At 51.6% G+C, this 12,634-nt stretch carries 11 protein-coding genes; 3 read left to right on the top strand and 8 right to left on the bottom strand.

Annotated features, from left to right (window positions below; all coding sequences use genetic code 11):
* On the bottom strand, nucleotides 1–867 hold the full coding sequence (locus IPN95_16945) for a hypothetical protein (protein ID MBK9451057.1): 867 nt from the start codon (nucleotides 865–867) through the stop codon (nucleotides 1–3).
* Nucleotides 868–869: 2 nt separating this feature from the next.
* Nucleotides 870–1,397: a hypothetical protein gene (locus IPN95_16940; protein ID MBK9451056.1), complete on the bottom strand. Its 528-nt coding sequence runs from the start codon at nucleotides 1,395–1,397 to the stop codon at nucleotides 870–872.
* Here IPN95_16940 and IPN95_16935 point away from each other — a divergent pair.
* On the top strand, nucleotides 1,396–2,616 hold the full coding sequence (locus IPN95_16935) for a hypothetical protein (protein ID MBK9451055.1): 1,221 nt from the start codon (nucleotides 1,396–1,398) through the stop codon (nucleotides 2,614–2,616). The two genes, IPN95_16940 and IPN95_16935, sit on opposite strands and share 2 nt — an antisense overlap.
* 9 nt (nucleotides 2,617–2,625) lie before the next feature.
* Here IPN95_16935 and IPN95_16930 read toward each other — a convergent pair whose 3' ends face one another.
* Complete coding sequence (locus IPN95_16930) at nucleotides 2,626–4,275, bottom strand: hypothetical protein (GenBank protein MBK9451054.1); 1,650 nt, start codon at nucleotides 4,273–4,275, stop codon at nucleotides 2,626–2,628.
* Between the two features lie 193 nt (nucleotides 4,276–4,468).
* Between IPN95_16930 and IPN95_16925 the strand changes: the two genes are divergently transcribed.
* Nucleotides 4,469–4,924: a 3-oxoacyl-ACP synthase gene (locus IPN95_16925; GenBank protein MBK9451053.1), complete on the top strand. Its 456-nt coding sequence runs from the start codon at nucleotides 4,469–4,471 to the stop codon at nucleotides 4,922–4,924.
* Between the two features lie 147 nt (nucleotides 4,925–5,071).
* On the opposite strand, the gene IPN95_16920 is transcribed toward IPN95_16925, so the two are convergent.
* The 4 genes from IPN95_16920 to IPN95_16905 all read right to left on the bottom strand — a co-directional run bounded on the left by IPN95_16920 (nucleotide 5,072) and on the right by IPN95_16905 (nucleotide 9,256).
* Complete coding sequence (locus tag IPN95_16920) at nucleotides 5,072–6,781, bottom strand: NCS1 family nucleobase:cation symporter-1 (GenBank protein MBK9451052.1); 1,710 nt, start codon at nucleotides 6,779–6,781, stop codon at nucleotides 5,072–5,074.
* A gap of 68 nt (nucleotides 6,782–6,849) precedes the next feature.
* On the bottom strand, nucleotides 6,850–7,365 hold the full coding sequence (locus IPN95_16915; GenBank protein ID MBK9451051.1) for a ferritin: 516 nt from the start codon (nucleotides 7,363–7,365) through the stop codon (nucleotides 6,850–6,852).
* 110 nt (nucleotides 7,366–7,475) lie between these two features.
* Nucleotides 7,476–8,825 (bottom strand): aminotransferase class III-fold pyridoxal phosphate-dependent enzyme, encoded by a 1,350-nt coding sequence (locus IPN95_16910; GenBank protein MBK9451050.1) that lies wholly within the window; start codon nucleotides 8,823–8,825, stop codon nucleotides 7,476–7,478.
* Between the two features lie 155 nt (nucleotides 8,826–8,980).
* Entirely contained in the window at nucleotides 8,981–9,256 is a 276-nt protein-coding gene (locus IPN95_16905) for a KilA-N domain-containing protein (protein ID MBK9451049.1), read from the bottom strand.
* A 371-nt stretch (nucleotides 9,257–9,627) separates the two neighbouring features.
* On the opposite strand from IPN95_16905, the gene IPN95_16900 reads away from it, so the two are divergent.
* Nucleotides 9,628–10,920 carry a T9SS type A sorting domain-containing protein gene (locus IPN95_16900; protein MBK9451048.1) on the top strand — a complete coding sequence of 431 codons (1,293 nt, stop codon included), beginning with the start codon at nucleotides 9,628–9,630 and terminating at the stop codon, nucleotides 10,918–10,920.
* Between the two features lie 124 nt (nucleotides 10,921–11,044).
* Here the strand turns inward: IPN95_16900 and IPN95_16895 are convergent, their stop codons facing one another.
* Nucleotides 11,045–12,511, bottom strand: a complete 1,467-nt coding sequence (locus IPN95_16895) for a CoA-acylating methylmalonate-semialdehyde dehydrogenase (GenBank protein ID MBK9451047.1) — start codon at nucleotides 12,509–12,511, stop codon at nucleotides 11,045–11,047.
* Nucleotides 12,512–12,634 lie beyond the last annotated feature (123 nt).

The raw sequence follows: 12,634 nt of genomic DNA, 5'->3' as shown, positions 1-12,634 counted from the left end.
TCAACGTTTCAATGCTGCGCGTAACATCAGGAGGTCATCGGTCATGATCAGTTCCGGCCCTTTTTCGACGGCCTTGCGCGTATCTCCATGTACGCGTACACCCCAGATTCCCAGCCAGTAACCTTCCGCGTGGGCAGCTTCTACCTGTTCGGCGGAAACGATACCATTGCTGATGCAGAGACCCAGAAAATGATTGGTGCGAACGACGTTCATTCCTCGCGTAAAATCCTCGTCGTCAAACAGCAGCTTCACGGATGGGTCCGCTGCGCCCACCAATTGCAGGAAATGTTCGTTCATGGACTCGACGATCACATTGGGTCCAGCGTCGTGTCGCCGCATAGCCCCCACAATGCGCTCTGCAAATGCCTCGTAGGCGGTCCCATTGTCGCCCGGATCGCAGGGAGAATCGTGTTTCGTATTGAGGAAGACGTAAGGTTGCTGCCCCGAACGGGCGATCACGGCGAGCATCGTATCCAGCAAAATCACGGGGAAATTGCCATCCAACGCGCCATTGCGCGTTTGGTAGGCGCAATCTTTTACTTCGGCCCATGTCAGGTCGCCTATGCAACCGGCACAGCCGGTCGCGCGGTCCAACAAGCCATCGTGAAACACTGCCAATTGACCGTCGGCGGTCATCTGTACATCCAACTCCAGCCCATCGGCTCCCATTGCCAACGCCCGCTCAGCGGCAGCCGTCGTATTGGGAGGAATCGTATTCCGGTAGGTGGAAAATCCGTAGCAGCCATGCCCCACAGCCAAAATCTTGCCATCCAGCAAGTTGTGCGCGGAGACGATCTCGGTCGGCTTGCAGCTTTGAAGCAAAACTACCGTCGCCATCAGGAGGAAATATGTGATTCGCAGTTGCATGGCTAAAAATGGTATCCTGCTTTTAACCGAACCAATCCGCCGTAGCCGCTGAAATTGCGTCGTTCACCGCCCAAGGTCGTCGCAGGATTGGACTCAATATATCCGCCGTAACCCAAGGTCTGCACGATGCTGAACGATTCGGTGACATGGAATTCGAGGCCGTAGGCGAGGTGAAATTCGTGGATGACAGTGGATTTTTGACCGGCAGCGTTGAAAAAATGCAGCTGATAGTCCAGATTCACCAGCGAATTCAACCAATCCAATTTCGAAGGGAGGTGATAGTTCAGCCCCGTGTTGATGCCGATCGGTCCCTTTCCGGGCAGGCCGCGGTTCAAGGACATCGAAGGTCCCAAATACGCCGAAAAATCCCGCAAATGGCATTGTCCGACCAAGGCGAGATTCCATCCCGAATAGCTCACGCCAGCCTGCAGACCCAAGGAAAAGGGAGACAATTGGGCCTTTGCCGCCGGAGCAGCAAGACAAAGCAGCACAACGAATCCCGCGATGGCAAGCGCAAGCGAATTCCTCATGCTGCAAGTTACGGCTTTCATGCAATTGTTGGTGAATGCAGGTTGGATGAACATTCGCCATGGAATGAAGTTGTCCATGATACGTTGCAACGTTAAACTCAATTTGATGCACATGATCCAACGGTTTTTCCGAAGGAACGCTTCGTGGTTTCTTTTCCTGTTCTGCATCCTTTTCGGTGTGGAAGCGGAAGCGCAATCGGAAAAACCGAAGGTGACTGAAGGTGGCCGTCGTTCGGGATATCGCCTTGCAAAGACTTGGAAACCAGCGATGTTTCAGGGTGGGCACCGCAAGGAAGGTTATTACGAAGGTTGGTATTTCAAGTCTGTCTCGGCCGATGGCTTGCAGAGTTTTGCCTTGATTCCGGGAATTGCTTTGGGGCAGGATGGGAAAGATGCGCATGCTTTCATTCAATACATTGATGGTCAAACGGCCGAAACGCATTGGTTTGAATTTCCTGTGAGCGCATTTTCCTATTCGCAGCGCGAGTTTGAAGTGCGCATTGGAGGCAACTACTTTTCGCAAGACAGTCTTCATGTCGATGTTGGCGAGGGAAATGACCGTTTGCAGGCTGATTTGCGCTTTCGGAAACTGAATGGATGGCCGGTGAAGGCATTTTCCCCGGGCATCATGGGTTGGTATCGTTTTGTGCCGGGAATGGAAACTTGCCATGGTTTGGTGAGTTTGCACCATGCCGTCGATGGCTTTTTGAGTCATCAAGGCAAAACCATCACGCTCCACGACGGGCATGGATACATTGAAAAGGACTGGGGAAGTTCGTTTCCAAGGAGTTATGTATGGATGCAAAGCAACAGTTTTGAGCGTGATTCGGTCTCTTTCATGTGCTCGATTGCGACGATTCCCTACATGGGCAAGTTTTTCAGAGGCTTTCTCGGTTTCTTTTGGATGGATGGCGAATTGTACCGGTTTGCCACATATACGCATGCCAAATTGCAGGATTTGACCCTTGCCGAAAACGAAGTCAGCTTTCGGATTCGGGAAAATAGCTTTACCATTGAAGTCGAGGCACATCGGGAATCCAGCGGCGAATTGAAGGCACCCCAAGCCGGACAAATGGAGCGCAGAATCTCGGAAAGCGTCAATGCAGAAATTCACCTGAAGGTGCTGGGCAAAAAAGGGGAATTGATTTTCGAAGGCACGGGCAAGGCTGCAGGTTTGGAAATCGTGGGCAACAAGCAGGATTTGACCGAAAAGCCCTGAGTTATCCGCCTATTTCACCCTGCGAATGGAATACCGCAAGCGAAATACATCATTCTGAATGGTATTCGCTCCCGGGCAAGGCTCCAATTCGCTTTCCCCGCCAAAAGACATGGCTTCAAATTCCTGGAAATCAACAAGGTCGTCGACGGCTTTGATGTCATGTACCTCGCCGATCAAATCATCGAGACAGCCATGCAAGCCAAACGGCGTCGCCGGCCAAAGATGCTGGTGGATCTTCTTCAATTCGGAGCGCGTGCAGGCCATGTCGGGATCGAGCAAGTGCCCGAAAACGCGGCTGATGCCGTCTGATTCCCAGCCGCCGACGTGTACGCGAAAGGTTTGCCCCGCCTGCGCATAAATTCGCAAGGCTTTGCCGATGTTCCATTCCCTTCGAAAGGTCTTTGCTTCCCCATCCTTGAAAATGTCCTGGCCTTCAATCATTTCGTTGACGCAGAAATACTGCCCACCGGCTTCAATCCAAATCACCTTTTCCGGGCGGCTCGTGACATCCTTCCGCTGATTGAAATAGAGCGATTCAAACCGAATCTCATAGCATTGAAAATCAGGCTGCAACAATCTGTTTTCGTCTTCCCACCAGCAATAAACCGTTTTGGCAAAAACCGCGGTATCCGCTTCCGTCCACCAAGGGATGGTAAAACTGAGCGAAACACCGTCGGATTGGATTCCCAAATGGCCTTTGAACGAATCTCCAGGTCGGTTTTCGATCCGCCAACGCAATTCAGCGGTGGGGGAGGGGCGCGGCGAAATCGGAAAAGCCTTAAAAGTATAGTCCCGTCCGCGCATTTTGGTCCGTCTGATGAATTCAGGTTGCCCCTCGCGGTTGTTGAGCAGGGCGCCCCCGTCGCCACTCACAAAAATGTCGATTTCGGTGGCAAAGATGCTGTCGGGCGCTCCCGGGTAGCGCGGAATGTAAGCGCCCATCGCACGGCGCGTGGCGCACATCCGCAAGGGATGCAACTCCGTGTAGGCCGGCGGGTGGCCGCGGTCCCAGATCCATACGCCTTCGCAGTGCACCCAATCGCCGATCGTGGGCCAATTCCAGATGATTTCGCCGCGTTGATGGCCGGCGCTGAAAAATCCGCAGCTTTCGCCACGGCGGTTGGCCTCGGCGCAGGGATTACCCTCGTTGCTTGCGGCCAAGCCCGACTCCCATTCGACGTGGATGTTGCGGTTGATGACCGTGTCGGGATGGTCGGAAGCGTGCCCGATTTCATGGCCGGTGTACACGCGGCGGGCCAAAACACGGCGGTAGGCGCTGTCGGGCTTGATGTTGAACCCAAAATCGTGGGTATAATGGAATGCACTGAAGTCTTCCTGGGACACATGGTTCCCATAATAGGTGTCGCTCGACTTTTCAACGATGCCTTCGACCGCCTCCACATGCTCCCAATCCACGACCGGCTTCCATTCCGGCAACAGCGGACTCAAGTCGTAGATCTTCTTGAACATGAGCACGCGCACCGTGTCATAGCAGGTTTTGCAACCGGCATCGGAGGTCGTGGAAAGCGGAAAATCGGGGATTTGAGCTTTGAGTAAAACCGGTCCAACAAGGCAAAGGAGCAGCCAATGACCGAAAATCAACCATTTCTTCCGCTGAACTCGTGGGACGGATGTGAATTTGCAACGCCTACCCGACATTTTCCCAAATTACAAAAAATGCCGGTTTTTGCCATTCGGAGGACGCTTTCATCCAGAATTCCTGCAAGGGAATCCGCGATTGGCAGCCTAGGAGGAGGGAAAGGAGAATTTACGGCTCGAAAAATGTTTTTTTACTGCTAGAATCCCAAGGTTTCGTATTTTCGCGGCTTACATCCAATTCAGGAGGATCGTAATGATTTCAATTGAGCTGAAAAGAGCAATACATCAACAGTGTCTGGCCTACGTCAATGATTTGATTGAGGCTGTGGAAACGGCGATGCGGGACGCACAGGAAGCTGCCGAAGAAGGCGCGAGTTCGGGTGCAGACGAAATGGACGCAAGCCGCGCCATGGCGGAAATCGAGAAGGAAAAGGGCGCAAGCCAACTTGCCGAGACGATGAAGCTGAAAGATTCGCTTGTGCGCGTCAGGATCGACAAGGTCTATGACTCCGCACAGGTAGGGGCTTTGGTTTCCACCAATCATGGCGACTTTTTCATCGCTGCGGCAACCGGTAAGGTGAAGTTGGACGGCAAGGATTACTTTGCCATCAGTCCATTCTCGCCGATCGCCAAGGAAATGAGCGGAAAAAAGGTAGGTGAGGGGTTCAAGGTCAACGGCCGCGAATTCACCATCAAGGAGATTGTCTGATCACCGAAAGGTAGGTTAGCCGTCTTTCAAAGATACAGCCATCCGATCTCATGGGTCGGATGGCTTGATTTTTGTGCCTTGATGTCCCGGCGATCTGTGTGACTCAAATTTGGTAACACGTTGTCCCGAAGCCTTTAGCGTAAACCCTCAATGTTTCCGCATTCCGATGACATAGACCAAAAAGGCAACCCCAAATCCGGTGAACCAGCTCAGTTTGTACAGGAACTCCAAACTCGGTACAAAAAAGCCGATCAAAGCCGCGCCGACACCCAAGACCATTGCTGCGACCGCCACGAGGTTGAACCCCGCCGAATAGGTGTAGGCACCTTTGACCTTGAACAATTCCGCGAGTTGCAGTTCCTTCTTTCGTACCACAAAATAATCGGCGATCATGATCCCCAGCACGGGTCCCAGCAACCCACTGACAAAAACGAGAGCAGGGGAGATGTCGTTCATCAACCACCAAGGACAAATCAAGATGCCGATGATGCCCGTGAGGGTGCCGCCGGTTTTGAAGCTGATGTGTTTGGGACTCAAGTTGCTGAAGGCATTGGCCGGCGCGATCACGTTGGCGGCAATGTTGGTGCTGAGGGTGGCGATGAGCATCATGATTTGCGCCAAAATCACGACGATCGGGCTTTCAAAGCGGGAAAGCAGCGAAACGGGGTCCCAAGGTGCATCATCCGCCAGCAAAACATCCTTGAAATTGACCACGGCGGCGCAAGTCACAAAGATTCCGACGAAACTGTAGAGCATCATCGTTCCCGGCAAGCCGATGAATTGGCCACGAACTTGCGCCTTTTGGGTTTTGGTGAAGCGGGTGATGTCGGCAATGCTCAGCGACATTGTTGCCCAGAATCCCACCATGCCTGTGAAGGAGAGGATATAGAGCCAAAGTGTGCCGCCAAATTGGGAGGTTTTCAAATTGGAAGGGTCGATCGTCACGGGAACCGATTGGAAGTTTTTTCCATCGGGCCCGGTGGCCTGCAGGGTGACTGTTGCTTTGGTTCCGTTGACATTTTCCGCTTTCAGCAGCATGTCATTCTGAACGGTAATCGCAGCTTCATTGGGTGCAATCGCGGTCCACGGGGAGACCAGATTGCCGCCGTAGTTCATTTGATAGGCGGTTGCCCGATTGGTTCCATCAAGGTTTTTGATCGGATGAATGGCAACCGTCGATTCATTGATCCATTCGATGGATTGCGTTTCCAGTTGTTTGCTTTGATCCAACACAATTCCAAATCCGCCAGCTGTGGTGGCTCCCCAAACGATCAAGGCGATTCCCATCAAGATCAAAATCGGCGCGCTGAATTCCTCGAGCCATTTGATGCTTTCAGTGCCTTTCCAGATAAAATACATGTTGACCACCCAGAAAACGCCAAATGAGACGAATTCGCCAAGGTTTAATCCGGGAGGATCGATGCCGCCGGTAGCGGCGTTCCATATCGCGTAGCAGGCCAATCCGCCAACCCAGGTTTGAATGCCAAACCAGCCGCAAGCGACGATGCCACGCAATAACGCTGGCACGTGGATTCCATAAATTCCAAAGGCCGACCTTCCCAAAACTGGAAAAGGAATGCCGTACTTCACACCTGCATGGCCATTGAGCACCATCGGAATCGTAATGACGAGGTTGGCGAGTCCGATGACGCAAAGTGCACCGATCCAGCTCATTCCCATTTTGATCATCGCGCTTGCGAGCATGTACGTGGGAATACAAACCGCCATTCCGACCCATACGAAGGCCAAATGCCAAGTATTCCACGTCCGCTTGTCGGCCGGTACAGGAGCGAGGTCAGCGCTGTACAGCGGTGAGGCTGAGACGTCTTCAGTGAGGGTGATGAATTCTTCTTTCATTGTGGGTTGCAGTCTTAGCGAAGGCGGCGCTCACAACGTGTTTTGGGTAGCGCCGCCTTCGCTCGGGGTCACCCCGCGGTGCCAGCAGCCGGCTCGGGTTTACGGTTTTTCAGCTCTTCGTTGAGCATGTACAAAGCCGTGCCACTTTCGCCGATCATCCGCAACTTCTGCAGAATATGCCTCACCAATTCCTCTTCCTCAACTTGCTCATTCACAAACCATTGCAGGAATGACTGCGTGGCAAAGTCTCCAAGCTCAACAGCCTTCTTGAGAAGCATATTGATGTTTTCCGTCACATTTTGCTCTGCCTTCAACGTAAATTCGAAGACTTCCACCAACGTGCCAAATTCTGTTTGCGGCTTGGCCAAGGCCTGCATGGTGATCTTGCCATCAATTCGATGCAAATAATCGAATTGCTTCATGGCGTGAATCATTTCCTCCTGCGCCTGAACACGGAAAAAATTGGCAAAACCATCCAAATTCTTGTCCTCGAAATAAGAACAAACAGCCAAATATTGCATTGCCGAGAACATTTCCCTGTGGAATTGTTCGTTCAGCAGCGTTTCCATTTCTTTCTTAACCATATACTAAGTTAAAAGTGATGAGTGAAAAGTGAAAAGTCGCGGCCGCATTCAACAACGCTAACCAAGATCTCTCCATTTTCCATTATTAATTCTCAATTCTCAATTCTCCGTTAAACACAGTATTCGTCCGCGATGTTCAAAATTTGGTCAATGATGTCCAAACCTTCGTCGGCTTCGGCTTCTGTGATACAAAGTGGTGGCGCGATGAACAACCAATTCCAGCGAATGAAGGTGAACATGCCCAATTCGCGCATTTTCGCAGCCATCCTGTTGGTGGCTTCCATTTGGTTGGGTGCGGCGTTCCAAGGCGTAATGGGTTCCTTGGTTTCGCGATTTTTGACCAATTCCAGGCAGCCTAACAGGCCGGTATTGCGCCAATCGCCAATGCTAGGGTGTTTTTCGCGGAGTTGTGCGACTTTGCCGTCGATGTAACGACCCATGTTCGCAGCATTTTCAACGAGGTTTTCGTCTTCGTAGATCTGCAAAACCTCCAAGGCGGCAGCCAACGAAACCGGGTGCGCACTGTAAGTCAATCCCAAGGGCAACATTTTTTCGTCGAATGCAGCCGCAATTTTCTCCGAGACCAGAACCCCGCCGAGCGGGACGTAGCCACAGGTCAGGCCCTTGGCCATGCAGAGTAAGTCGGGTGCAACCCCATGATGCTCAATCGCAAACATCTTCCCTGTCCGCCCAAATCCGCTCATGACTTCGTCATCAATCAGCAGAATGCCGTGTTGATCGCAGAGTTGCCGTACTGCCTTCCAATACCCGGCCGGATACTTGATGCAACCCGAGGAGCCACTTTCTCCCTCGAGCATGATCGCTGCGATGCTCGCCGGATTTTCCATTTTCACGACGCGTTCCAAGTGGGCAAACGCCATTTGGCCACATTCCTCGGGTGTTTTGGTTCCCCATGGGCAACGGTAGAAATATGGATTTTCGACATGCACGAAATTGGGTGCCTGTTGGCCGTCAATGGCAAATTTCCTCGGGTCGCCGCCGGCAGACATCGTCGCATAGGTCGCGCCATGATAGCTTTGGTAAAGTGTCACGATTTTATGCCGTCCGGTATAAATCCGCGCCAATTTGATCGCATTTTCCACGGCCTCGGCACCGCCAAGCGTGAAAAATGTCTTCTGAAGCCCTTCCGGCGAAATCTCAGCAAGCTTTTTGCCAACCTTTCCGCGGACTTCGGAAACCATTCCTGGATGTACAAAGCTCAATGACTCCATCTGCCTTGCAACTGCCTGCGCCACCCGCGGATGCCCATGCCCGATGTTCATGTTCATCAGCTGCGACGAAAAATCGATGTACCGCTTGCCATCGTGCGCGTACAGGTACACGCCCTTGGCCCGCTCGATGCTCATCGGGTTTAATCCGCCCTGCTTGCTCCAGCTAAACAGTGTATAATCAAGGCTTTCCTTGATGATTTGTGCTTGATCTTTGACGATGACTGCCATCTTGCATTCAGAATTTTCAAATTGATAAAGAGATCACCCGCATGGGCCCTTCGAATATAGGGAATTTGGGATGGAATTGCATTATTGGGTTCGGTTTCTGTCTGGTGAGCCCCACTTTAGTACCTGCAGCGGAAGAGGCAGGCGGGCTACTCAAATCATAAACTCGGGCTCAATACGAACGAGTCCAACCCCGCCTCACTTTTAAAGTGGTCGAATTCGACCACTTTAAATGCTGGATTGTAGATCTTCTCCCAAGTGCCGAGGAATTCCAGCGTCGTGCGATTCCTCATCCAGTTTTTGATCACATCTGCTGCACGACTCGCTTCCGCCTTCGCCTTTGCCATATCCGTGATGCAGATATAATCTTCCCCATTGTGCGCCAATATCGCCACCGAGGTCGCTTGTACAGATATATTCTTGCTATTGCTCATCTTCTCACTATTCGGACGCTACTTTTCTTCGATGATGGAGCAAAGATAATACGACATTTCTTAAAATGAAAGCATTACGGTGCCAAAGTTAGCGAAATGTAAATATTTGTGACAAAATTGAAATATGTTTGCTTGCATTTCCGCAGGTAGGTTTCGGTTTTGGAAACCCGACAACCATTCGTTAAATTGCTTTCATGAAATTAACCTTTACCTTATCATTCTTGCTTTGCTTGCTTTTTTGGGGAGTTAATACGCCGGTAGCACATGCACAAAGTATGCCTTGGCATCCCTTTCCAGGGGGACAGCTCACGCTCTTTAATCAGGGTAGTAGTTCCTATGATGGAAGTTATCAAGCCTTGCGTGTGGACTCTATGCGGCTTGAGGGAGCGGACAGCGCCTACTACTTCTTCCGAAGTTTCAGGCAGGTGATGTCCACGGACACGGTTTTTGATTGCCAAGGAATTCCGCTCAATCAGCCGCTGATCAGCGCGATTTTCGTCGATTTGGACCATCGAATGGGTAAGAAAATGCTGCTCAGGTCTGATAGCGTTTGTGCATTTGTGTTCAGCAGCGGTGATACCTTGCTTCTTAAATCGCAAGCGCGCATCGGTGAAAGTTGGCCTTGGGGCGACAGTTCCACAGCCATTGTTGATACCATTCTGCAGCAAACCGTTCTTGGGCAACCCGATTCGGTCAAAGTGATTCTCATTTCAAGTGGAGGCAAGATTTTGTTGAGCAAGCAATTTGGAATTGTTCAATGCTTGCCATTTCAGCCAATATTGAATTATTCCGGGATGCCGGACACAACCTCTTGGTATCTATGGGGCATACCCGGGCTCGCCATGGGAGGGCATTTTCCCACGTTTGAGGAACGCTATTTCCATCAGGTCGGGGATGTATGGCAGCATACTTATACTGAAGGAAACCTTGGGGCGCAGACTTACAATAGCGGGCATTACTTTCAGAATGCGATTGTGGGAGTTTTGCCGGGCTCGCCCTATCGTTACGAGCGCGAACATCAACAACTATCATGGTCTCCCTTTGGGCAAGTTGGACCGTTGATCGGGCCCACAATTGACACCTTAACCTTTGATTCCGTCGGCTACGATGCCTATGCTCAATTGCCTGGCGAATGGAAACTTGGAGCGGGTTTGATCAGCGGAATCAGCTCAAGTTCAATTAGCTACCATCGGAGATTCGTCGAAAACATAATTTCCATAGGGACCATTGACACTTGCGCAAATGCAATGGTTTTCTATGATATCAAGTCTAGGATCACTGGAATCATGGGCGAAATTTATGGACACAACTGGGATGGAGGCGATTTTGATCGCATGGAGTTGACCTGTTATGTCTTGGGAGCTGACGCTTGGGGAACCTGTCTGGACTTGCATGCACTCGGCAATACGGACCCAATCAATGCCTTGGAATGCAGCGTATTTCCCGTACCAGCAAAGGATGCCTTCTACGTTTCCTTGACGCCGGGCACCGTGATGGAGTCGGCATTTTTGGTCGATGCCAACGGCCGCCTCGTTGCAGAAGGTAAAACGGAAGGCAACACGGCATCCATTGATGTAACACAAATGCCCTCTGGAATTTACCTTCTGCGGGTGAGCGACAGTGAAGGTCATCACAGCCATCGTCGCATTGCCGTCGCTCGTTGAATTCTTTCAATGAGAAATGAGAAAGTAGAAATGGGGTTCCGAAGGCGGATCAAACTATTTTCGGCGAAAAAGGAACGACCCAATGTTCATTCTTAATTTCTAATTTTTGATTCCTCATTCTTTCCTAGCTCATCCAATTCGTCTTGGCCTCGGGATTCCACTTGATGGTGGTCTTTTTGATTTGGGTCCAGAAGTCGATCGAACTTTTTCCGGTGATGTCATTGGCTCCGAATCGGCTATCGTTCCATCCGCCGAAGCTGAAGGGCTCGCGGGGGACCGGTACGCCGATGTTCACGCCGATCATGCCGGCGCTTGCACGCTCCATCACTTCGCGGGCGATGCCGCCGCTTTGCGTGAAGACAGCCGCCGCGTTTCCGTAGGGATTGGCATTCTCGATGCTGATCGCCTCGTCCATGTTTTTGGCGCGAATGATCGAAATCACCGGTCCAAAAACCTCCTCCTGCGCGATCCGCATGTCAGGCGTGACAAAGTCGATGATGGTTGGGCCGACATAATTGCCACCTTCCATGCCTTTGACGACCGTATTCCGGCCATCGACCAGAATTTTTGCACCTTGTTTTTCGGCTTCGGTGATAAATCCTTCGATTCTTGCCTTTGCAGCAGGCGAAATGACGGCGCCCAGGTTTTCACCGGGAACGATTTTGCGCACCTCTTCGACCATTTTTGCGATGATATGATCGACCGGACCGACGCCGACCATTGAGGCTGCGGCCATGCAACGTTGTCCAGCGCAACCGCTCATGGATGCCAAAACATTGCTCGCAGTCATGTCCACATGGGCATCCGGGAAGACGAACAAGTGATTTTTTGCCCCGCCCAATGCGCAGCAGCGCTTGAGTGCTTGCGTGGAGCGGCGATAAACGATTTGGGCGACCTTGGTCGAACCCACAAAACTGACGGCCTGAATTCCGGGATGGTCGCAGATCGCCTCGACGATTTCCTGTCCGCCATTGACGATATTGAAAACACCGTCAGGCAAACCGGCCTCCTTGAGCATGTTCGCCATCTTGATCGCGCTGATGGGCACAATTTCGGAGGGCTTGAGAATCATGGTATTGCCGAGCACAATCGCATTCGGCACGGTCCAGTGGGGCACCATGTGCGGGAAATTGAAGGGCGCAATGCTGGCGACGACGCCCAAGGGCTTCTTTTCCGTCCGGCATTCGACGCCGCGGCTCACTTCCATGACCTCGCCTGCAATCAGTTGCGGCATCGAACAGGCAAATTCGGTGAGTTCAATGCTTTTTTCGATTTCGGCGCGGGCCTCATCGAGTGTTTTTCCGTTTTCGTCGTGCACGAGCTGGGCGAGCTCCATGATATGGGTTTCCATCAGCGTTTTGTACCGAAAGAAAACCTGTACGCGTTCCTTGATAGGCACTTGCGACCAAAGCTTGTAAGCCGCCGTGGCTGCCACGACAGCCTCATCCAAATCTTTGCGGCTGCTCATGGGGGCACTGCTGAGCTTGCGTCCATTCAACGGACTTACCACATCGCGGCGTTCTTGACCATTGGAGACAAATTGACCACCAATGTAATTTTTGACTTCGGGGTATTCTGTAAGGAAACTCATTTTCGAGACGATTTTCAACTAAAAGTCCTGTTTTGGCGCTGCGCTAAGCGAAAAGCGGCCATTTCAGGCAGACTTTAGCAATATAGGAATTTTTTGGAACGTCGGGCTTCGGTTCCGGTTGAT

The sequence above is a fragment of the Bacteroidota bacterium genome, assembly GCA_016718825.1.
GTDB lineage: Bacteria > Bacteroidota > Bacteroidia > J057 > JADKCL01 > JADKCL01.
Note: the sequence above shows the minus strand (reverse complement) of the source record. Positions and strands in the feature narration are given on the sequence as shown.

Bases quoted from the DNA above. Each gene is read 5' to 3' on its own strand.
- IPN95_16945 (MBK9451057.1), bottom strand. From the start codon at position 867: ATGCAACTGCGAATCACATATTTCCTCCTGATGGCGACGGTAGTTTTG.
- IPN95_16935 (MBK9451055.1), top strand. From the start codon at position 1,396: ATGCTGCAAGTTACGGCTTTCATGCAATTGTTGGTGAATGCAGGTTGG.
- IPN95_16940 (MBK9451056.1), bottom strand. From the start codon at position 1,397: ATGAGGAATTCGCTTGCGCTTGCCATCGCGGGATTCGTTGTGCTGCTT.
- IPN95_16930 (MBK9451054.1), bottom strand. From the start codon at position 4,275: ATGTCGGGTAGGCGTTGCAAATTCACATCCGTCCCACGAGTTCAGCGG.
- IPN95_16925 (MBK9451053.1), top strand. From the start codon at position 4,469: ATGATTTCAATTGAGCTGAAAAGAGCAATACATCAACAGTGTCTGGCC.
- IPN95_16920 (MBK9451052.1), bottom strand. From the start codon at position 6,781: ATGAAAGAAGAATTCATCACCCTCACTGAAGACGTCTCAGCCTCACCG.
- IPN95_16915 (MBK9451051.1), bottom strand. From the start codon at position 7,365: ATGGTTAAGAAAGAAATGGAAACGCTGCTGAACGAACAATTCCACAGG.
- IPN95_16910 (MBK9451050.1), bottom strand. From the start codon at position 8,825: ATGGCAGTCATCGTCAAAGATCAAGCACAAATCATCAAGGAAAGCCTT.
- IPN95_16905 (MBK9451049.1), bottom strand. From the start codon at position 9,256: ATGAGCAATAGCAAGAATATATCTGTACAAGCGACCTCGGTGGCGATA.
- IPN95_16900 (MBK9451048.1), top strand. From the start codon at position 9,628: ATGCGGCTTGAGGGAGCGGACAGCGCCTACTACTTCTTCCGAAGTTTC.
- IPN95_16895 (MBK9451047.1), bottom strand. From the start codon at position 12,511: ATGAGTTTCCTTACAGAATACCCCGAAGTCAAAAATTACATTGGTGGT.